The 21100-nt window shown below is 67.7% G+C and carries 19 protein-coding genes; 9 read left to right on the top strand and 10 right to left on the bottom strand.

Translation table 11 applies throughout. The features are described from left to right. Positions 1-248: 248 nt before the first annotated feature. From EV649_RS30505 to EV649_RS30495, 3 genes are all read right to left on the bottom strand, one after another. A complete protein-coding gene (locus EV649_RS30505; RefSeq protein WP_130387042.1) occupies positions 249-1454 on the bottom strand; it encodes a DUF4142 domain-containing protein in 1206 nt (401 codons plus the stop codon). 94 nt (positions 1455-1548) lie between these two features. Next, positions 1549-3852: a sodium-translocating pyrophosphatase gene (locus tag EV649_RS30500; RefSeq protein ID WP_130387041.1), complete on the bottom strand. Its 2304-nt coding sequence runs from the start codon at positions 3850-3852 to the stop codon at positions 1549-1551. Positions 3853-4089: 237 nt separating this feature from the next. Beyond that, complete coding sequence (locus EV649_RS30495; protein ID WP_130387202.1) at positions 4090-4419, bottom strand: STAS domain-containing protein; 330 nt, start codon at positions 4417-4419, stop codon at positions 4090-4092. Positions 4420-4610: 191 nt separating this feature from the next. On the opposite strand from EV649_RS30495, the gene EV649_RS30490 reads away from it, so the two are divergent. From EV649_RS30490 to EV649_RS30455, 8 genes are all read left to right on the top strand, one after another. Then, the gene (locus tag EV649_RS30490; protein ID WP_198682769.1) at positions 4611-6920 is read left to right on the top strand and encodes a DEAD/DEAH box helicase; all 2310 of its coding nucleotides are present in this window, start codon (positions 4611-4613) and stop codon (positions 6918-6920) included. A 35-nt stretch (positions 6921-6955) separates the two neighbouring features. After that, the gene (locus tag EV649_RS41300; RefSeq protein ID WP_198682768.1) at positions 6956-7390 is read left to right on the top strand and encodes a hypothetical protein; all 435 of its coding nucleotides are present in this window, start codon (positions 6956-6958) and stop codon (positions 7388-7390) included. Between the two features lie 330 nt (positions 7391-7720). Further along, positions 7721-8488, top strand: a complete 768-nt coding sequence (locus tag EV649_RS30480; protein WP_157996350.1) for a ricin-type beta-trefoil lectin domain protein — start codon at positions 7721-7723, stop codon at positions 8486-8488. A gap of 531 nt (positions 8489-9019) precedes the next feature. Continuing rightward, complete coding sequence (locus tag EV649_RS30475) at positions 9020-10447, top strand: extracellular solute-binding protein (protein ID WP_130387039.1); 1428 nt, start codon at positions 9020-9022, stop codon at positions 10445-10447. Next, positions 10447-11355 carry a sugar ABC transporter permease gene (locus EV649_RS30470; protein ID WP_130387038.1) on the top strand — a complete coding sequence of 303 codons (909 nt, stop codon included), beginning with the start codon at positions 10447-10449 and terminating at the stop codon, positions 11353-11355. Before EV649_RS30475 ends, EV649_RS30470 begins: the two co-directional genes overlap by 1 nt. Beyond that, positions 11352-12173 (top strand): carbohydrate ABC transporter permease, encoded by an 822-nt coding sequence (locus EV649_RS30465; protein WP_130387037.1) that lies wholly within the window; start codon positions 11352-11354, stop codon positions 12171-12173. Before EV649_RS30470 ends, EV649_RS30465 begins: the two co-directional genes overlap by 4 nt. Then, positions 12173-13273, top strand: coding sequence for an ABC transporter ATP-binding protein (locus EV649_RS30460; protein ID WP_130387036.1), 1101 nt, complete (start codon positions 12173-12175; stop codon positions 13271-13273). Before EV649_RS30465 ends, EV649_RS30460 begins: the two co-directional genes overlap by 1 nt. Before the next feature lie 16 nt (positions 13274-13289). Then, the gene (locus EV649_RS30455) at positions 13290-14537 is read left to right on the top strand and encodes a CehA/McbA family metallohydrolase (protein ID WP_130387035.1); all 1248 of its coding nucleotides are present in this window, start codon (positions 13290-13292) and stop codon (positions 14535-14537) included. Here the strand turns inward: EV649_RS30455 and EV649_RS30450 are convergent. Next, positions 14534-14950: an NYN domain-containing protein gene (locus tag EV649_RS30450; protein ID WP_277875711.1), complete on the bottom strand. Its 417-nt coding sequence runs from the start codon at positions 14948-14950 to the stop codon at positions 14534-14536. The genes EV649_RS30455 and EV649_RS30450 overlap by 4 nt on opposite strands. 39 nt (positions 14951-14989) lie before the next feature. Continuing rightward, positions 14990-15610 carry a response regulator transcription factor gene (locus tag EV649_RS30445; protein ID WP_130387033.1) on the bottom strand — a complete coding sequence of 207 codons (621 nt, stop codon included), beginning with the start codon at positions 15608-15610 and terminating at the stop codon, positions 14990-14992. A 366-nt stretch (positions 15611-15976) separates the two neighbouring features. Here EV649_RS30445 and EV649_RS41820 point away from each other — a divergent pair, with 366 nt between their 5' ends. Beyond that, on the top strand, positions 15977-16378 hold the full coding sequence (locus tag EV649_RS41820; protein WP_241998834.1) for a hypothetical protein: 402 nt from the start codon (positions 15977-15979) through the stop codon (positions 16376-16378). A gap of 379 nt (positions 16379-16757) precedes the next feature. Here the strand turns inward: EV649_RS41820 and EV649_RS30435 are convergent, their stop codons facing one another. The 5 genes from EV649_RS30435 to ssd all read right to left on the bottom strand — a co-directional run bounded on the left by EV649_RS30435 (position 16758) and on the right by ssd (position 21037). Continuing rightward, positions 16758-17093, bottom strand: coding sequence for a DUF4244 domain-containing protein (locus EV649_RS30435; protein WP_130387031.1), 336 nt, complete (start codon positions 17091-17093; stop codon positions 16758-16760). A gap of 112 nt (positions 17094-17205) precedes the next feature. Next, positions 17206-17922, bottom strand: a complete 717-nt coding sequence (locus tag EV649_RS41815; RefSeq protein ID WP_241998833.1) for a type II secretion system F family protein — start codon at positions 17920-17922, stop codon at positions 17206-17208. A gap of 28 nt (positions 17923-17950) precedes the next feature. Beyond that, positions 17951-18754: a type II secretion system F family protein gene (locus EV649_RS30425; RefSeq protein WP_130387030.1), complete on the bottom strand. Its 804-nt coding sequence runs from the start codon at positions 18752-18754 to the stop codon at positions 17951-17953. Continuing rightward, the gene (locus EV649_RS30420) at positions 18751-19929 is read right to left on the bottom strand and encodes a TadA family conjugal transfer-associated ATPase (RefSeq protein WP_130387029.1); all 1179 of its coding nucleotides are present in this window, start codon (positions 19927-19929) and stop codon (positions 18751-18753) included. The genes EV649_RS30425 and EV649_RS30420 overlap by 4 nt, the downstream gene beginning before the upstream one ends. A gap of 31 nt (positions 19930-19960) precedes the next feature. Beyond that, on the bottom strand, positions 19961-21037 hold the full coding sequence (gene ssd, locus EV649_RS30415) for a septum site-determining protein Ssd (RefSeq protein ID WP_130387028.1): 1077 nt from the start codon (positions 21035-21037) through the stop codon (positions 19961-19963). Between the last annotated feature and the right edge of the window lie 63 nt (positions 21038-21100).

Here is a 21100-nt window from a genome sequence, read left to right as displayed (position 1 = left end):
TGAATTGTCCCCAGTCGGGCGGGTTGTGTCGTGATGAGATCAGTATCGAGGCCTGAGGGGTGCCGGGCATCGGACCCCGGGCGGATCCGGTGTGTCCACCCGTGGGTTGATTCTGCCGCCGGTCCGCGGGCGGCTGCTATCGGTTATGCCCCTGACCACAACCCCGACGATCCCCCATGCCGCGGGCGCGCACATCAGCCGAAAGTCGACGTACGACGTACTTCGGTCTGGAAGTGACTACCAGAAGCTCAGTCGAGCGGAACGCCGTACAGGACGAGGTTCTCGCTGTAGCGGTGCGCCGTACGGTCATAGGAGCCCGTGCAGGTCACCAACGCCAGCCGGGGCTTCGCTGCACCGTGGAACAGGTCGGCGGGCAGGGCCTCCTGCTTATAGGTACGGCGCGCAACGATGCGGTACCAGTGCTCGCCGCCGTCTCCACCCGTCACCGCGACACTGGTCCCAACCGGTACGCCGGAGAGCGCTGCGAACACTCCACGCCCCTTGGCGGTGTCCACATGACCAGCGAGCAGCACTGTGCCACCAACAGAGCCCGGCGCCGCACCCGCGGCCCACCAGCCCACGTCAGCGGCCGACTTAGGTACCTCCAGCCGACCGTCGCCGCCGGTCGCAACCGGCTGCACCGACGCCTCCAGCACACCGGGCAGTTTCAGACGGACAGGCGGTACGGCGGCCTCCCGGTCCGTGGACGACTTGCCCGCATCCGGGACCTTTCCGGTGTTGTTGGGCTGCCCGCCGAACATCATCACGAGACCCGCCGCGAGTGCTGCGATCCCCACGACGCGCCGCTTCAGCGAGATCGACTTGCCGACCAGGAGCAGCACCACGCCGATACCCATCAGGATCAGCGCGGCCCGCGTGCGGGCCAGGTTGGCCTCAGCCTGCTGGCCACCCTCTCCGGTAGGCACCACCGGAGTGGTCGTCTCGGCGCGACAGGTACCTGTCATCGAGCGCTGGTGCATCTGGATGACGGGCTTGGCGCCGTCGGCCACTGCCTCGACAGCTGGCGATGCGCTGATCGGCAGCTCACCTTCTACCAGTGCCAGGTACTGCTGGTGCTGCAGCCGCTGCAAGGCCAGCCACGCCGCGTCGTACGCAGTGGTACCGGCCTTGGCCGCAAGTACGTCGAGCTGGCGACGCTGGGCCGTCGACGGTGCCGTCGGCAGCAGAATGCTGAGCCGCGTGGCGACGTCGAGCTCCTGTGCGGAGAGCTTGCGATGGTCACGTTCCAGCTGCGCGGCGACCCGCCGTACGCAGGAGGTCCGACCCTTGGTCGTCGCCGTGTGGGCGGCCTCGATGATGGTCAGGTTGAGCTGGTGAGCGGTGTTGAGATAGGCGACATCCGGTTGCGGTGTCGCCGCGTTCGCCGGCTGCAGCGTTGCCAGAACGCCCGCCGCAACGACGAGCAGCAGCGCGGGCACCCTGGCAATCCTCACCTCATGACAGTAAGTGAGCGGACGCTCCGGGGTCCAGACATACGAAACGGCCCGCCGGTCGGAACCGGCGGGCCGAATCGGGCAGATCCTGCGATCAGGCTGCGGCGTTCACCTCGGCCGGAGTGTCGGAGATGACCGACTCCCGGCGCTTGGAGACGTACACGGCCGCGGCCAGGATCACCACGGCGACGACCGCGATGACGATCCGCAACGGCGTGTTGGTGTCGTCGCCGATCGACGACATCCCGACGACGGCCGGCGCGATCAGCACCGAGACCAGGTTCATCACCTTGATCAGCGGGTTGATGGCCGGACCGGCGGTGTCCTTGAACGGGTCGCCGACGGTGTCACCGATGACGGTGGCCTCGTGCGCGGGCGAGCCCTTGCCGCCGTGGTTACCGTCCTCGACCAGCTTCTTGGCGTTGTCCCAGGCACCACCGGAGTTGGCCAGGAAGACCGCCATCAGGGTGCCGGCGCCGATCGCACCGGCCAGGTAGCCGGCCAGCGCCGCGGCACCGAGGCCGAAGCCGACGGCGATCGGCGCGGTGAGCGCGAGCAGACCCGGAGTGGCGAGCTCCCGCAGCGAGTCGCGGGTGCAGATGTCGACGACCTTGCCGTACTCCGGCTTGCCGGTCCCCTCCATGATGCCGGGGATGTCGCGGAACTGACGCCGTACCTCGTAGACGACCGCACCGGCGGCACGGCCGACGGCGTTGATCGCGAGACCGGAGAACATGAACACGACGGCCGCACCGAGGATGATGCCGACCAGGGTGCCCGGGTTGAACACCAGTGCGTCCGCCTCGAACTTGGCGTAGTTGTCGGCCAGCGAGGTCCGGATCGAGTCGGTGTACGAACCGAACAGCGCGGTGGCGGCCAGTACGGCGGTCGCGATCGCGATGCCCTTGGTGATGGCCTTCGTGGTGTTGCCGACGGCGTCCAGCTCGGTCAGGATCTGGGCCGCCTCGCCGTCCACGTCACCGGACATCTCGGCGATGCCCTGCGCGTTGTCGGAGACCGGTCCGAAGGTGTCCATCGCGACGATGACGCCGACGGTGGTGAGCAGACCACAGCCGGCCAGCGCGATCGCGAACAGCGCGACCACACCGGAACCACCGACCAGGAAGGCGCCGTACACGGCCGCCGCGATCACCACGGCGGTGTAGACGGCGGACTCGAAGCCGACCGAGATACCGGACAGGATCACGGTCGCGGCACCGGTCAGCGAGGTCTTGCCGACATCCTGGACCGGCTTGTCCTCGGTGCCGGTGTAGTAACCGGTCAGGGCCAGGATGACCGCGGCCAGCACGATCCCGATGATCACCGAGACGGTGGCGATCAGCCGCGGGTCGCCGTCGTACCCGGCGATCGTCTCGGTGGCGCCGCTCAGCTCCTTGAAGCTGCTCGGCAGATAGACGAACGCGGCCACCGTACAGAGGATCGCGGAGACCAGCGCAGAGATGTAGAACGCCCGGTTGATCGTGCGCAGGCCGTTCTCGCCGGTCCGCGGGCGGGTCAGGAAGACGCCGATGACCGCGGTGATGGCGCCGATGGCCGGCACGATCAGCGGGAAGATCAGGCCCTGCTCGCCGAACGCGGCCTTGCCGAGGATCAGCGAGGCCACCAGCATCACGGCGTACGACTCGAACAGGTCGGCCGCCATACCCGCGCAGTCACCCACGTTGTCACCGACATTGTCGGCGATGGTGGCGGCGTTGCGCGGGTCGTCCTCGGGGATGTTCTGCTCAACCTTGCCGACCAGGTCGGCGCCGACGTCGGCGGCCTTGGTGAAGATACCGCCGCCGACCCGCATGAACATGGCCAGCATCGCGGCACCGAAACCGAAGCCCTCGAGCACGGTCGGGGCGTCACCCTTGAAGAGCAGTACGACGAGCGCGGCGCCGAACAGGCCGAAGCCCACGGTCGCCATGCCGACGGTGCCGCCGGTGCGGAACGCGACCCGCATCGCGGGTTCGCGGCCCTCGTCCCGCGCGGCCGCGGCGACCCGGACGTTGGCGCGCGTCGCGAGCCACATGCCCAGGTAGCCGATCAGGGCGGAGAAGCCCGCGCCGACCAGGAAGAAGACGGAGCGGAAGATCTTCAGCGTGGTCTCGTTGGCGCCGTCTGTGTGAGCAGGCAGCAGGAACAGCAGTAGAAATGCGACCACGGCGAAGATCGACAACGTCCGGAACTGCCGGCTCAGGAATGCCGAGGCACCTTCCTGGACCGCCGCGGCGATCGTCTTCATGTTCTCGGTGCCATCGTTCGCGGCAAGCACCTGGCCCCGGAAGACCATCGCGATGGCGACCGCGAGGATCGCGATCACCCCGACGACGATCACCAGTGTGGTGTTGCTCGACGAAAGATCCACCGCTTGTGCAGCAAGCAGCGCGGACATCCGTCCTCCTTGTAGGCAACCCATCCAGGCTTGACGGCCCCCATCTGCCGCAACCGAAGGGTTGGGGAAATACGACACAGCGCCAGTGACCTGGCGCGGTGGGCTACTCTAACGGGTTCCCGACCAGACCTGACGACAGGGTGGTCTACGCCATACCCGGTCGCCCCGGCAAGTCCTGTGCCGGTACCTGGGCGGAACGATCACCGAACGTAGTGAGGCGGACACCGTTTCGCTGGGTCAGATCGCCGAGGCGACGTCCGGGTGGATGTCGAAGACCTTGGTCAGGCCGGTGATCCGGAAGATCTTCAGCAGCCGTTCCTGGGTGCAGACCAGGGACAGGGATCCGTCGTGGGTGCGCACCCGTTTCAGTCCGCCGACGAGAACGCCGAGGCCGGTGGAGTCCAGGAACTCCACGCGTTCCAGGTCGATGACCAGGTCGTAGACCCCTTCGTCGACGAGCGCGGCGATCTTCTCGCGGAGCTTCGGTGCGGTGTAGACGTCGATCTCCCCCGCCACCTCGATGACGGTGCGCCCGCCCTCGGCGCGCGCGGTCAGCGACAGATCCACTTCGGCCTCCGATCCCGTGAACTGCTGCATTCAACCATGTACGGACCGTGAGTGAGACCCGTTGCCGAAAACTCTTTCATCTCGCCCACCCGAAGTCGATTCCCGTCCGGAAAAAGGGCGTGCATCCGAACGTGCATCTCTCAGCTGGTCCTCAGCAAGCAACTGTCCGTGGCAGGGCCTAGGGTGCCGGTATGCGTGCAGGTGGTGAGGCGGCTGCCGTCCTGAAGCGCCTGGCCGCCGGTCGTGACGACCGGCTGACGCATGTCGAGTCGGTGCCGCCGCGAGTGGGACAAACGTGCGCTTGGCCGCGCTGGGTCCCGTCCGAGGTGCTCGACCAGCTGCGGGACGCCGGCATCACGGCCCCTTGGACTCATCAGGTGGCGACGGCCGAGGCGGCGTACGCCGGGAAACATGTGGTCGTCGCGACCGGGACGGCGTCCGGCAAGTCGCTCGGGTACCTGCTGCCGGCCTTTGCGACGTTGAGCATCGCGCAGGCGGCCTCACCACACCGCCGTACCGCCTCTGTGTTGTACCTGTCTCCGACCAAGGCACTCGCCCACGATCAGCTTCGCGCGGTCTCGGCGTACACCGTGCCCGGTCTGCGGGCTACGACGCTGGACGGCGACTCGGAGCGGACCGAGCGGGACTGGGCGCGCGACTACGCGACGTACGTGCTCAGCAACCCGGACATGCTGCATCGGTCGGTCCTGCCGAACCATCAACGCTGGGCGCGCTTCCTGGGCTGCGTGCAGTACGTCGTGGTCGACGAGTGCCACCACTACCGCGGCGTCTTCGGTGCGCACGTGGCCGGCGTACTGCGTCGGCTGCGTCGGGTGTGCGCGCAGTACGGGGCGCATCCGATCTTCGTCTGCGCCTCGGCGACAGTGGCCGAGCCGGCTGTGTCAGGTGAGCGTCTGACCGGGCTACCGATGGTGGAGGTCGTCGAAGACGGCTCTCCGCGCGGCGGCATCGCGTTCGGCCTGTGGGAGCCGCCCCTGACCTCTTTGCACGGCGAGAACGGCGCACCGGTACGTCGGTCCGCGACAGCCGAGGTGGCGGACCTCCTGACCGATCTGGTCATCACAGGTGTCCGTACGGTCGCCTTCGTCCGATCGCGGCGTGGAGCCGAGTCGGTAGCGATGACGGCCCGCGAGAACCTGGCTGAGGTCGACCCGACGCTGATCGACCAGGTGTCGGCGTACCGGGCCGGCTACCTACCTGAGGAACGCCGGCGGCTCGAGGGGATGCTGCAGAGCGGGGAGCTCACTGGCGTCGCGGCAACGAACGCTCTCGAGCTGGGCATCGACATTGCCGGGCTGGACGCCGTTCTGCTCTCTGGCTGGCCAGGTACGCGCGCGTCGCTCTGGCAGCAGGCTGGACGCGCAGGGCGGGCCGGTGGGGACGCGGTGGCGCTGCTGATCGCACGGGACGACCCGCTGGACACCTACCTGGTGCGACATCCGGCAGCGATCTTCGGGCGCCCGGTCGAGGCGACGGTGTTCAACCCGGAGAACCCGTACGTGCTCGGGCCTCAACTGTGTGCCGCTGCCCAGGAGCTGCCGCTTACTCCCGACGACTTCGAGATCTTCGGTGAGACGACGGCGCAGGTGATCGCGCAGCTCGTGCGGCAGGGTGCGCTGCGCGAACGGCCGCACGGGTGGTTCTGGACGCGCCGCGAGCGGGCCGTCGACGCCATCGACATCCGGTCGGCCGGCGGCAAGACGGTGCAGATCGTGGAGGACCAGACCGGCCGTCTACTCGGCACGGTCGACGGTGGCTCGGCCCACGCGTCGGTCCACGAGGGTGCTGTCTACGTCCACGCGGGTGAGTCGTACCTGGTGCGTTCGCTCGACCTCGAGGAGCACGCCGCGGTCGTCGAACCGGCCTCTCCTGACTACACGACCTTCGCGCGGGACGTCACCGAGATCAGCATCCTCGCAACCGAGGAGACGTGCTCATGGGGTACGGCGGAGTTGTCGCGCGGCTGGGTCCAGGTGACGAGCCAGGTCATCTCGTACCAGCGCAAGCTGATCGCGACCGGCGACGTACTCGACGAACAGCCGCTCGACCTGCCGGAGCGCACCCTGCGGACCAAGGCCGTGTGGTGGACCATGCCTGACACCGTTGTCGAGCACCTCGGGCTGGACGACGTACCGGGAGCGGCCCATGCCGCCGAGCACGCGTCCATCGGCCTGCTCCCACTCTTCGCCACCTGCGACCGCTGGGACATCGGCGGCGTCTCCACCGCCCGCCACGCCGACACCGGCCAACTGACGGTCTTCGTGTACGACGGCCATCCCGGTGGCGCCGGCTTCGCCGAACACGGGTACGCCGCAGCGCGCGAGTGGTTGACGGCGACACGTGAGGCGATTGCACACTGTGAATGCACGGACGGATGCCCGTCGTGCGTACAGTCGCCCAAGTGTGGGAACCAGAACAACCCACTCGACAAGAGCGGCGCGGTGGCGCTGCTCTCCGCACTACTGAGCAGTGAGGCCTGAGGGGCCGGCGTGAGCCGGCAGAGAGGCGGGTCGTCATGGCCGTTCTCGGAATCGTCCTGATCGTGCTGGCCGTGTTGTTCGGGCTGGGCGTCTCGGTCTCGTCGAGCGCTTCCACCAAGCTGGAGGTCTTCGGCGTCGACTTCGGAGTCTCGGTGCCGACCGTGTTCTTCCTCGGGGCGGTCACCGGTGCCGCCCTCGTCGTGGCCCTGTGGCTGCTGAAGAAGGGCCTCGGGCGCGATCTGCGCCGCCGCAAGGAGATGCGCCAACTGCGCGCCCAGGCGACGAACGGCGCCCCTGCGGTGACCTCGACTGCGCCCGGTGACGAGGTCGGAGGCGAGATCACGAAGAGTGATGCATCCGCCGACCTCCCGGTCAGCGCCGACAGCACCCGCGAAGCCCCCACCGACGAGCGCCTGGCCACCGAGCGGGAGCTGGCGCCGGACCCCAAGGACACCAAACAGCACCACTGACCACTCTGTTGCCTAGGGCATCAACCATGCACTGACGACTTCCGGCATCCCATCGGATTACCGTAGGATCTCGAACATCTCACAGCCTCCGCACGGCGATCGCACAGCGAGCCGACGACTCGATGTAGATGCCTTGCGCAACGAAATTCGGGTGGCAGTTAGTTGCCATTGGCATCAAGTTTCGCAAGATCGGCATAACCCCCTCGGTCACACCTGTGCCTTACTGGTTGTGGCGTCAACGTCGCGCTGAGTCACTGCCGGCATACCCGGCTCGCGCCACGGGTCCCGACGACCTGACGCCACGAGATGGCACGACCTCTGGAGGTTGTCTTGATCATCCGAAAGCTGTTCAGCCGCACCGGCGTGGTGGTGCTCGCGGTCAGCGTGGCCATCGCCACCGCGATACCGGCCCAAGCCGCGAACCCGGCACCCAGTGGTTCGAAGACCCCGGGCGTATCGGTGGGTGTGGCACAACAGATCGCCACTCGCTCCGACACGCGCTACTGCCTGACGTTCGTCGCGGCCCAAAAGGTCCCGATGGCGGTCATGATGGCGTGCGCCCCGGGCAAGGAAGGCAAGACCCAGGAGTGGATCTACACCGAGTCCGGCCAGCTGCAGGTCGCGATGAGCAAGAGCGTCGGTGGCGCCCTTGCCAAGACCGGAGCCTGCCTGGACAGCGGTGCGGACCTGGCCAAGGTGCCGGCTTCCGCTCCACTGCTGGTCCTGCCCTGCCGTAGCGGCGACGGGCAGAAGTGGAACTACGACGAGGACACCGGCACGTTCGTGAACGAAGCCAGTGGGCTCGCCCTGACGTCACTGCTTGGCAAGGGGAAGGCCAAGCAGGCACAACCGACCGGCACGATGAACGCTGCCGGCACGCCGATCCAGGCCTGGAGCGGTCTCCCGGTGCCGGGGCTGGACATCCTGGGCGCGGTACTGGCGCTCGTGAACGCGCTGCTGGCATCGCTGGGCCTGGCCCTGCCGCTGCCGATCGCGGGAGCGGCGGCCGGCCTGCTGTCGGCGATCGGCAGCCTGCTCCCGATCCCGGCCCAGATGACGACGCTGCCGAAGCAGATGATGGAGCTGGCTCAGAGCTGAGTCGATTTCGACCACTGGCCAACGAGAGGACGGCCGGCCCCGACATCGTCGGGGCCGGCCGTTTTTCACTCCTTGTCTCTCGCGTTGTCTCTCGCGGTGGGGCCTAGCGGTGCTCGGGGATGAATCCGGCAGGTCCCGCTGCTTGCGCGTCAGCGGGAGGCCGGTGTCGTCACCGCGCGGCCACTGTCACCACCAGCACCAGCAATGCCCGAGCAGGTTGTCGACAAGGCAAGCGACTCCATGGAGCAGTGTCACGTCTTTCACCTCCGATCCGCTGAACCGAACGGCTAGACAGTAGCTCCGCTAGTCACCCTCTGTATCTACTCAACTACCTGTTGCCACAGAACCTTGAGCATCCTTTAACTCTTCCGCAATGCATCACGCGGGATCCGAACTTGACAGTTCGCGGCTGGTTGCCTACAGCCCCTGACAACGTTCTCCTCGTGGTTGGAAAAAAGTCTTCACATAGTCGCGGATGAGTGCCAATGTTTGACCGGCACTGTCGCTGGACCACTTCTGCAAGGAGCCCTGATGCGATCACTCTCGCGGTTGACCACCGCCGGCGTACTCGGCGCCGCGGCCCTCGCCCTGCTCACCGGATGCCTCGGCTCGTCCGACTCCGGCAGCGGCGACCAGGACGCGAACCGGAACGCCGAGGCCAAAAAGGTCGAGCTGACCTTCGGGTCGAACTCGGTCAAGGGCGGCAAGAGCAGCGCCGGGGCAACCTTCATCCAGGACGTCCTGATCCCGAAGTTCGTCGCCGACCAGAAGGGCAAGGGCGTCGACGTCACGGTCAAGTTCCAGGGTGACGGCTCCGACGACGAGGTCTACAAGCAGAAGCTCTCCCTCGACCTGTCGAACAAGTCCGGACCGGATCTGTTCCAGATCGACGGCATCTGGGTCGGCGAGTTCGCCCAGGCCAACTACATCAAGCCGCTCACCGACACCGTCGGCGACGCCGCGAAGGTGGACGGCTGGGACGGCTGGAAGCAGATCCCGGAGTCGGTCCAGGCGCTCGGCAGCTACAACGGCCAGCGGTACGGCGTACCCGGTGGCACCGACGGCCGGGTCCTGTACTTCAACAAGAAGCTGTTCCAGCAGGCCGGACTACCCGCCGACTGGCAGCCGAAGTCCTGGGACGACATCATTTCCGCAGGTCAGGCGCTCAAGAAGATCTCCGGCGTGACGCCGATCCAGATCAACGCCGGCACCGCGATGGGCGAGGCAACCACCATGCAGGGCGTACTGCCGCTGCTGGTCGGCACCGGCGCGACAGTGAACTCCGACGGCAAGTGGCTGGGCAACACCTCGCAACTCCGACAGGTGCTGGACTTCTACCACCAGGTCTACTCGACGGGCCTCGGTGACCCGGTGCTGCAGCGCGAGGCCAAGGGCCGGGACAAGTCGTTCGCCGAGTTCGCCGCGAACAAGATCGGCATCCTGCTCGAGAGCGACTACTTCTGGCGCAGCGTCGTCGAGCCCAAGGCCGGCGTCGCGAAGATGGCCGACCGGGACGCCGCGGTCGGCTGGGCGCTGATCCCGGCGAGCAAGCCGGGCGCCGGGGTGAAGGGTCAGGACTTCGTCTCGATGTCGGGCGGCGGCGCGACCGTGATCAACCCGAACACCAAGTTCCCGCAGCAGGCCTGGGAGTTCATGCAGTTCATGAACTCCGCGGAGATGGTGAAGGAGTCGCTGGCCGGCGCCGCCAAGATCACGCAGCGGTCCGACGTCAACAGCGAGGTGCTGAAGAGCGACCCGATGCTGAGCTTCGTCGCCGAGAAGGTGCTGCCGATCACGCAGTACCGTCCGGGCCGGGCCGAGTACCCGAAGGTCTCCGCTGCGCTGCAGCAGGCGACAGCGGACGTGATCGGCGGTAAGAGCACCGACGCCGCCGCGACGGCGTACCAGAAGGTCGTCGAGACCGCGGCCGGCGGCAAGGACAAGGTCACCAGCAACTGATGACTTCTGCTACCGCACCCGCGCGGGGCCGGGCCCCCGCGCGGGACGTCGCGGGCCTCGGGGTCGGCCGCGCACTCGGCTTCGTCGCGCCCGCGATGCTGCTGATCGGCGCGTTCCTGATCTTCCCCGCGCTCTGGACCATCTACATCGGCATCACCAACTACCGGTTGACCGGCGTCGAGGCCGTGTCGCCGTCGATGGTCGGGTTGTCGAACTACACGAAGGCGCTGAACGACGCGCTCTTCCACAACGCGTTGTGGCTGACGCTGCTGTTCGTGCTCGGCTCCGCGATCATCGGGCAGAACATCCTCGGCTTCACGCTGGCGTGGGTTCTTCGCCGTGCCCGACCGGTGGTCCGCCGTACGGTCGAGGCCTTCACGCTGCTGGCCTGGATCCTGCCGTCGACCGTGGTCGCGTACCTGTGGGTCGCGTTCTACGACCGGGACGGCGGCACCCTCAACGGCATCCTGGGTACGCCGGGAACCGCGTGGCTCATCGACTACCCGATGGCGTGTCTCGTGGTGTTCAACACGTGGCGCGGCACGGCGTTCTCGATGATGCTCTACTCGTCCGCGCTGCAGGCCGTCCCGCCGTCACAGCTCGAGTCGGCGCGGATGGTCGGGGCGTCGGGGTGGCAGACGCTGCGGGACATCGTGTTCCCGCACATTCGCGGGCATGTGCTGACCAACACGCTGCTGATCTCGCTGTGGACGGCGAACGATTTCTCGCCGTTCCTGCTCACCAAGGGCGGGCCGAACCACGAGTCCGAGACGGTGCCGGTCTACATCTACAACGTGGCGCTGCAGGGCGGTGAGCTCGGGTACTCGTCGGCGATCTCGTTCCTGCTGCTGATCGCGAACCTCCTGGTCTCATTGGTCTACCTGCGGTTGCTTCGGAGGCGGTCATGACTCCGGCCTTTGTGCTGCGGCGGATCGGGTTCTACGTCCTGATCTGCGCGATCACGCTGTTCTTCGCCGTACCGATGCTGTGGATCGCGTCGGCGCCGTTCGATGCCTCGCCCGGCCTCGGCGTGCACTGGCCGGACTGGACGCTGGAAAACGTCCGGAAGACGCTCGACCATCCGTACGCGATGCACTCGATGGTCAACTCGTTGCTGATCTGCGTGACGACCGCCGTCGCGGTCACCGCGTTCGCCGCGTTGGCGTCGTACGCGTTGTCACGGGTCCGCATCCCCGGCCGGGACGCGTTGCTGTACGGCTTGCTGCTGCTGTCCTCGGTCGTCACCGGCACAGCAGCGATGGTGCCGATCTTCGTGATGATGTTCCAGCTCGGGCTGATCGACTCCCGGTTCGGCGTCGCGCTGGTGATGACCGGCGGGCTGTTGCCGGCGGCAATCTTCATCCTGAAGGACTTCGTCGACGCGGTCCCCAAGTCCTACGAGGAGTCGGCGCGGGTCTTCGGCGCGTCCACCGGCCAGATCCTGCGCGACGTCGTACTCCCGGTCGCACGCCCCGGTCTGGCGACCATCATGGTCTGGGCGTTCGTCAACTCCTGGGGCAATTTCCTGGTGCCCTTCCTGCTCATCCGGTCGATCGACAAGCAGCCCGGTGCGGTGCTGATGCAGACCCTCACCGACGAAGGCGGCAGTGTGAACCTGCAGGTGCTGCCGGTGTTCTCGCTGCTGTTCTCGATCCCGGTCGTCGTGCTGTACCTGCTGGTGAACTCGCGTTACGGGTTCCGCTTCCACGGAGGGATCAAGAGCTGATGGCGGGCATCGACATCGAAGGCCTCGCAACCGTCTACCCGAACGGCGTCCGCGCCGTCGACGGGCTGGACCTGCACGTGGCCGACGGCGAGTTCTTCGCCCTCCTCGGTCCGTCGGGCTGCGGCAAGACCACGCTGCTCCGAACGATCGCCGGCCTCGAGCCCGCGAGCGAGGGCACCGTCCGCATCGACGCCGCGGACGTGACCCGCACCGAGCCGGGCAAGCGCGGCGTCGCCATGGTCTTCCAGGACTACGCGCTCTTCCCCCACATGAGCGTCTCCGAGAACATCACCTACCCCTTGAAGGTACGCCGGGTCGCTGCCGCCACCCGCGCCGATGTCGCCTCTCGTACCGCCGGCGAGCTGTCCTTGGACGGACTCCTGGAACGCAAGCCCGGCCAACTGTCCGGTGGCCAGCAGCAACGGGTCGCTCTCGCGCGCGCGATCGCGTCCGAAGGCAAGGTCCTGCTGCTCGACGAGCCGCTGTCGAACCTCGACGCACGGCTCCGCCTCGAGGCCCGTACCTTCCTGAAGAAGCTCCAGCGCGACCTCGGCATCACCACGGTCTTCGTCACCCACGACCAGGCCGAGGCGCTCGCGCTGGCCGACCGCATCGCCGTCATGGACTCGGGCAAGCTCCGGCAGCTGGGTTCCCCACGTGAAGTCTTCGCGCGTCCCGCCAACACGTTCGTGGCGAACTTCATCGGCTCGACCCCGATGAACCTCCTCCCCGGCAAGGTCACCGCCGACGGCGCCGTCACCGTGGCCGGCGGTTCGTTGCCTGCCTCAACCTCCTCCACTCCGGCTGACGCCGAAGTCACGGTCGGCATCCGGCCCGAGTACCTGACCCTGTCGACCGGCGACGTCACCGGCCCTGCCCTCCGCGGCGAGGTCGTGGTCGCCGAAAACCTCGGCACCCAGTCCCTCGTCAGCGTCGACTGCGCCGGCACCCTCATCGGGGTCACCGTCCCCGAGGAAACCGAACCGACCCCCGGCACTCCTGTGGTCCTCACCGCCCCCGCCTCCCGAGTCCTCCTCTACACCCAGGACACCGGCGAACTCCTCACCTTCGCAGACAGCACCGCCAGGGCTCGTTCGTGAGCAGGGAGATCGCCTGATGGCTGTCACGTCGTACCGTCGGCGCTGGACACTCGACGACCGCGCCGAGTCGGTCTGGCATTCACTGCCCGTCGACATCCCGGCCGACTGCCCCGGCCTGCTCGTCACCCTCACCGTCCCGCCGGTCGAAGGCGCCGTGATCGACATCGGCTGCGAAGGCGCAGCCGGCTGGCGCGGATGGTCCGGCGGCGCCCGCCGAACCTTCGCGATCACCCCCGACGCCGCCACGCCCGGCTACGTCGCCGGCGAACTCGAACCAGGCACCTGGTGGGTCGTCCTTGGCCTGCACCGAGTACCGGTCGAAGGCGTCGAGCTCCTCGTCGAAGCAGTGACCGGCCCGGTCGACACCATCCCCGGCCTCACCGAGTACGCCGGTGTGTCAGCTGCCATCGCCGTACCCCCGCGGCCACCGCGCCGTACCCTCCCCGCATCCTCCGGTCTGAAGTGGATCGCCGGCGACTTCCACGCCCACTCCCTCCACTCCGACGGCTCGACCCCGGTCGCCAACCTCGCCGCGCTCGGTGTGTCGGCCGGCCTCGACGTACTAGCGGTCACTGACCACAACACCGTCTCCCACCACGCCGAACTCCCCTCCCTCAGCAAACGCTTCGACCTCGGCCTCATCCCCGGCCAGGAAGTCACCACCGACACCGGCCACGCGAACGCGTTCGGCGCCACCGGCCCGATCGACTTCCGCCAACCCGCCGCCACGTGGGTCACGGAGGTCGCCCGTCGCGGTGGACTCCTCTCGATCAACCACCCACTCGGCGGCGACTGCTCCTGGCGCCATCCGCTCCCTGAGCACCCACCGCTCGCCGAGATCTGGCACTCCTCCTGGCTGGACCACACCTGGGGCGGCCCCATCGCGTGGTGGCAGGCCTGGGGCCTCGAAGGCACCACCCCCATCGGCGGCAGCGACTGGCACAACCCAACCTCGATCACGCCACCCGGCTCTCCCACCACCTGGATCGCGGTAGACGCCTCCGCTGAGGGTCCCGACGAACTCCCCGCCGCCACCCTCGAAGCCCTAGGCGCCGGCCGAACCGCCCTCTCCTGGTCCTACACCGCCCCCGTACTGGTCCGAGCCGACGACGAGCTCATAGCCCTCGACGCCCCGAACTCACTCGTCATCTCGCCCGACGGCATCCGCCACCCCGTCCGCACCGAGAGAGCTCACCTCCCCGCCACCCCCGGCCCCCACCTCCTCATAACCCACACCGGCAAACTCTTATCCACCTGCACCTAACCGGGCAGTGCGTCCAGCTGCTCCAGGAGCCAGCGGGGACCGGTGGTGGTAGCCCCGATGGGTTCTACTCGTTGCCGGAGCCCGCGATCTGCGGTGACCACGGTGACTGCCGGATGATGCGACTGCGCGACAACCTCCGCGGTCACGCTCACGATGGTGTCGTCACCGGACCCTGACGCCAGCACAACCCGAACACGACCGGTTTCAGGCGCGTCCTCTCCCGACACCGCCCGGCAAGCAGCGCCCTCCAGAACCACGACCACATCCGTGTCAGGCAACCGCTCCTGCAGCGCCGCAAGCCGGGTCAGCAACCGCCGAGCCGCACCAACCCGATCCCGCCACCACCCATCCGGCCGTGACCCAACCACGTTCGCAGCATCAACAACGACGACCTGACTCCGCGCACCATCCACCACCTCAGTCTGCCCCTCGCCGCAGACCAGCGACGGCACTTAGTCGAGAAGCCAGCCGTTTCGTTCCGCAATCTCGACAGCATCGGAGCGCGTGTGCGCGCCGGTCTTACCGATAGCCGACCAGAGGCGAGTACGGATGACGCGCTCGGACACATCGAGTTCCTGCGCCATGACCGCAACCGATCCACCGTCGCGGGCCGCGCGCAGTGTGTCGGTCTCGTCCGCGTTCAGCGGAGTCTCGGAGTACCTGAGATTCTCGGCCGCGAGATTCGCATCGACCACGCGCAGGCCAAGGTGCACCCGACGTACTGCATCCGCAAGCTGCGGAGCCGGGCTGCCCTTCAACGCGAACCCTTTCGCCCCGGCATCGAGCCCGCGCCGCATGTGCACCGGCCGCCCGTACGTCGTGAGCATCACGACCCGGCACTCCGGCATCGACGTACGCAAGCTGGTCGTGACGGTGATGCTGTCGCTGCCCGGGCCGCCCGCATCGACCAGCGCGACGTTCGCACGGTGCCGTTTGGCCGCACCGACGACGTCGTCAGATCGGTTGAGCTCGGCAACGATCTCCAGATCGCGCTCACGCTCCAGACCGCTGCGAAGCAAGCCTCGGCTGAGGATCTGGTCGTCGACCAGCAGCAGCCGAATCCGGTTGGGCAAACGAGCCTCCGAGGTAACCGTCCGGGCGCCGGGGAAGTACGTCCGGGAAGATGAGCAGTACTCGGTTCCCGATCATGGAGCGCACTCCCGTACGTCGTCCACATCAACGCGGCATCTCTACCAGATTGCGACCAGATCGCGATCACTCCAGAACCGAGCGCGCAACGAGTGGTTGACGAGGCGAGGTCATAGCGGCCCGGCACGCGCCGCCGCGGTCAGAGTTGGACGCGTCAGCCGCAGATCAAGCTCAACCGACACTTCAACGGTTACTGCGTCGGAAGCAACAACACACGCAGTGAGCTGCACCTTGTTGAGCACAGCTACCCGCGCCGCTGTCGCACAGGGCGTTGCGGGTGGAGCGTTTCCGTGAGACTGCTCGTGATGCTCGAACTGACCGTTGGACCGGACGGGCCGGGCGGCACCGAGGGATTGGGCTGCGCTCAGGGCGGTCAGGTCTGCTGCGGCGGTGAGTTTGTGGCGTGCGGTGGAGATCGCCGACCAGAGGACTGCTGCGGTGAGGGCAGTGAAGAGGAGTACGGCTGCGAAGAGGGTGTGGAGGGTGGCACTGCCTCGTTCGGTACGGGTCATGGCGTGTCCGGTTCGGCTTGGAGGGTGGCGGTTGCTGTGAGGCTTGTGGGAGATAGGAAGGCGAGGAGGGGTGGCTTGTGGGCAGGAATGGCAGTGACTGTCACTTGGATGTCCGATGCGTCGCGGTTGATGACGATCGTGCCTGTGGGGACGGTGCGGCGACCGATCGCCTTCGCCTGATCGAGCGACTCCCCGCGGGCGACTGCCCGGGCTACATCGCGGGCAGCATCTATGCAGCGGATGTTCAGCACGACCAGACCGATGGACCAAATCCCCAACAGCAAAAGAGAAACCAACACCGGAAGGGCTAACGCCATCTCAGCCGTAACAGCCCCACGCTCGGCCCGGGTCATGTGGCTGGTGCGGGTCGCGGGGTCGGCTCGGGTTGGGGTGGTTGTTTGTGAGGTGGGAGTGCGCGGCGTGGGCGAGTCCGGGTGGTGGGGCATGAGGGCTCCTTGGGGTGGCGGCCGGCCGTGGAGGGGGACATCGGCCGGCCGCCGGATCGAGGGGTCGCCAGCTCGTCAAGGTCGAATGGCCTGCTGGCTTTACAGGGTTCTGGTCAGATGTGTACGCCTTCTACGCCAGCGATTTTCAGGCCGTAGTTGATGATCGCTTTGAGGGCGTTCTGCATGGCGGGGGATCTGAGGAGGGCGACCAGAACGCCGCCGATGGCGCAGGCGCCGACGATCATGATGGCGTACTCGGCGGTTACGGCCCCGCGTTCTGCGCGGTTGCGGAGGCGGTTGATGCCCTTGCCGCGGAGGACACGAATGCCTGTGCCGCGGGTGCGGTCGGCTGCTGTTCTGCGGAGGAGGTCCGTTCCTGCGCTGGGGACGAGGGCGGCTTGGGGTTCGGTGGGGAGTGGACGGTTGCTGGTGGCTGCGGCCTTGGGCATTTGGGCCTCCTGCGGGGTGGGCTGGGGCGCTGCGAAGGACTTGTCGATAAACATGCCGTTGTTGGATCGCCTTTTTTCAAAGGAGTTCTGGATTGTGGATAACGACTCGGGGTTAGGGGTGGAGGAGGTAGGGGATCAGGGCGTCGGCGATTGTTGGGACGATCGAGAGGAGGACGAACGCGGGGAGGAAGCACAGGCCCAGTGGCAGGGTGGCTCGGGATTCTGCGGCTCGGGCTTGTTGGTCGGCGGTGTGGTGGTGGGCTCGGCGGGTTTCGTCGGCGAGGTGTTCGAGGGTTTTGGAGAGTGGGGCTCCGGAGCGGAGTGAGCGGGTGATGGCTCGGGCCATTGGCGCGCAGGATGGTTCGGTGCGTAGCTGGGCCCAGGCGGTGGTTGGGTCCGTTCCTAACGCCAGGTGGTGGGCGATCTTGGTGAAGACGTCGGCCAGTGGGCCGGGGAGGGCTTCGGCTACGAGGGTCAGGGCGTGTTGGGGTGGGCGGCCGGCTCGTAGGCAGGCGGTCAGGAGATCGATCGCGAGGGGGAGGTCGCGGGCAATGCGGGCGTTGCGCTGTTTGGTGGTGGCTGGTTCGAGGCGGGAGAGGGCTCGGGGGATGGAGTAGTACGCGATCGCGGCTGGGATCAGGCCCCAGGGGAGGCCGATGAGTACGAGCGCGGCGAGAGTCGCGGCCGTGGCGACTAGACGGTGGGAGCGTGGGGACCGGCTGCGGACGCGACCTCGCGGTGGTGTGAGTCGGCGGAGGTTGGGATGGGGCGGGATCAGGAGATAGGTGCTTAGGGCAACAGCTGTGGCTGCGGTCAGTGCGTGGAGCATGCGGAGTCTCGCGTGCGGTGGGTGGGCGTCAGGTTTGGGGGGTGGCTATTTGGGTGGTCCAGTGGAGGCCTGTTGCGGTTAGGGCGAGGCCTGTCGCTAGACAGAGCCAGCCGGGTGGTGTGGTGGTTAGGAAGGTGAGGGGGTGGGCTCCTAGGAGGTAGCCGAGGGCAATGCCGAAGGCCGGGAGGATGGCGAGGATTCGGGCGGTGGAGCGGGCGCCGGCGAGGCTGGATTCGGTTTGGCGGTGGATTGCTTCGTCGGCTCTGAGGTAGTCGGCCAGGCGTTCGGTGAGGGTGGCGAAGGCGGCGCCGGATTCTTCGGTGACGCGCCAGGCTGCGGCTAGGGCTCGGAGGCTGGTTGCGCCGGGCTTGGCGGCGGCTCGGGTCAGCGCGGTGGGGACGTCGGCGCCGAGTTTGGCTGCGGCGTGGGGTAGTTCGAAGTCGGGGCTGATGGAGGCGGCGCCTTCCAGGGCGGCGATGGGTGGGCGGCCGGCGGTGAGGTCGGCGGAGAGCACGTCCAGAGCCTCGATGATGTTGGCTCGGCGGGTTGCGATGGATTTCTGGCGTTGGTGGTGGGCTCGTTGGTGGGCGATCAGGGCGAGGACGGCGACTGTTGCCAGCGCGGTGACGAGCGCTTGGGGGCCGAGGAGGGCGGTGGCCGCTGCCGTTGGTGGGGCTAGGAGCCAGATTCGGGAGACGGGGGATCTGAGGTGCCTGCAGGTTCGTTGTGGGCGGGCGGCACGAGTCAGGCGGTGGAGGCCTGGGGACCGGGGTGGGAGGGCGAAGGTGCAGCAGAAGAGGGTTAGGAGGGCGGCGAGGGCGGCTGGGTTCATGCGGCACCTGCGGGAGTTGCCTGAGCGGGGGTGGTGAAGAGGCGGGATGGGGGGTGGAGGGTGAGGGTGTTGTTGGGGTGGAAGGTGACTGCGGGGTGGGTCGTCAGGGGGCCGTTGGGTGGCCTGGTGAAGGTGTGGATCTCGTTGATTCGGCGGTGGCCAGTGGGGGTTCGGGTGAGATGGATGACGGCGTGTAGGGCGGAGGCTGCCTGGCTGTGGACGGCGGTTTGGGACAGGCCCGCGAGGGCGCCTAGGGCTTCCAGGCGGGCGGGTACGTCCGAGGCGGAGTTGGCGTGGATGGTGCCGCAGCCGCCTTCGTGGCCGGTGTTCAGGGCGGTCAAGAGATCTACTACTTCGGGGCCTCGGACTTCGCCTACGACGAGGCGGTCGGGGCGCATGCGGAGGGCTTGGCGGACGAGGTCTCTGAGGGAGATCTCGCCGATGCCTTCGATGTTGGGCGGACGGGCTTCCAGGCGGACGACGTGTGGGTGATCGGGGCGGAGCTCGTTGGCGTCTTCTACGAGGACGAGGCGTTCGGCGGGATTTGCCAATGAGAGCAGGGAGTTGAGGAGGGTGGTCTTGCCGGTGCCGGTGCCGCCGCTGATGAGGAAGGCCAGGCGGGAGTCGAGGAGGTCTTGGAGGATTGCGGCGCCTGCTTGCGGGAGCGCGCCGGCGGCGACCAGGTCGTCGAGGGTGAAGACCTTCCGGGACGGGACGCGTAGGGACAGGCAGGTTCCTGGCGCGGCGATCGGGGACAGGACGGCGTGGAAGCGGGTGCCGTCGGAGAGGCGGACGTCGACGTACGGGGTGGAGTCGTCGAGGCGCCGACCTGCTGCTGCTGCGAGGCGGGTGGCCAGGCGGCGGATGGCAGGTTCGTCTCCGGTGCGGATGGCGACGAACTCGAGGCCGCGGCCACGATCGATGTAGACCTCGTCAGGGCCGTTGACCAGGATGTCGGTGACGCCGGGCTCGGCGAGCAGGCTGTCGAGTGGGCCGGCTCCTAAGGCTTCTCTGCGCAGGGCGGTGACTACTGCTAGGACCATGGCATCGCCGCAGATGGTGCCATCGGCGCGGAGAGCTGCTGCTACGTGCACTGGGGTTGGCTCGGCGCCGGTGAGTGCGAGGGTGCTGCGGACGCGGTCCAGAAGGCCTGCAGGTACGACGGTGTTGGTCATGCGAACACCTCTCTTGTGCGGTTCAACCGGGCTAGGTGGGGGTTGGTTGGGGTGGGGGGAAGAGGTTCAGGAGGGTGGTGGCGGTTCGGGTCAGGGGGCTTCGGGGACTTAGGGGGAAGTGGCCTTGGTCCATGGCGGTGGGGAGGGTTCGGACGTGGCCGAGTTTTGTTGCTAGGGGCAAGGAGAGGTGGGTGGCGACGTCGATGGGGGCGAGGCCGGGGCGGGAGTCTCGAGCTACTATGCGGAGGTCGCCGGCGACGGCTCGGAGGGGGCCGGAGAGGCGTTTGGCGGCTGCGACGGAGCGGACGTCGCAGGGGACGACCAGGAGAGTTGCCGTGGAGCGGATGAAGCCCTCTTCGACGGCGGGGTCCGCGCGGCGCGGTAGGTCGAGGACGACCAGGTCGGTGCTGCGCTGGGCGGCACCGATGACCGAGCTCATCGTGTCCGGCGGTAGAACGGTGACGTCGGACTGGTCCCAGGACAGGACCGACAATCCGTCGAACGACGGCAGTGCGGAGCGGAGAGCGGCGGCGCTAACCCGGCCGGAGGCGTTCAGGAGCTTGGGCCAGCGGTCGCCGGGGTCGTGCTCGATGCCGAGGGCAAGCTCGATGCCGCCGCCGAGCGGGTCGCCGTCGATCAGCATCGTGCGGAATCCGCGCCGGTTGCCTAGGACGGCCACCGCGGCGGCGAGCGTCGTCGAACCCGCTCCCCCGCAGCCGCCGACGAACGCCAGGGTGACGGCGGAACGGTCGACACCGTCCAGGGCGTCGGCCAGCTTGCCGGCGAGCAGCGGCTCGTCGTCGGGTAGCCGGCAGACGGCATCGGCGCCGACGTCGAAGGCGCAGCGGTAGAGGTCGTCGCCGTCCGAGGTCGAGCCGACCACGACCACTCCCGGCCGGTGCGCGGGTTGAACGCGGGCCAGCGGCTCGGCCAGGTCGCGGCCGATGACGACCAGTGAACAGGTATGCCAGTTGCGCCGCAGGTCGAGGAGATTGGTCTCGACGAGGGGCGTGACGGATGCGGCCGCGGCCAGCCGGAGCAGGTCGTCGAGCAGGGCTTCGTTGGTAGTTGCCATCAGCACCGATGGGGTTGGTGAGTTCGTGTCCATACCAAGAACATGCCGTCGCCGGGCCGCTTCCGGGAACGCGACCGGATCCCTGTGGACAAAGAA

Source organism: Kribbella sp. VKM Ac-2569 (assembly GCF_004216905.1).
Taxonomy (GTDB): domain Bacteria; phylum Actinomycetota; class Actinomycetes; order Propionibacteriales; family Kribbellaceae; genus Kribbella.
Note: the sequence above shows the minus strand (reverse complement) of the source record. Positions and strands in the feature narration are given on the sequence as shown.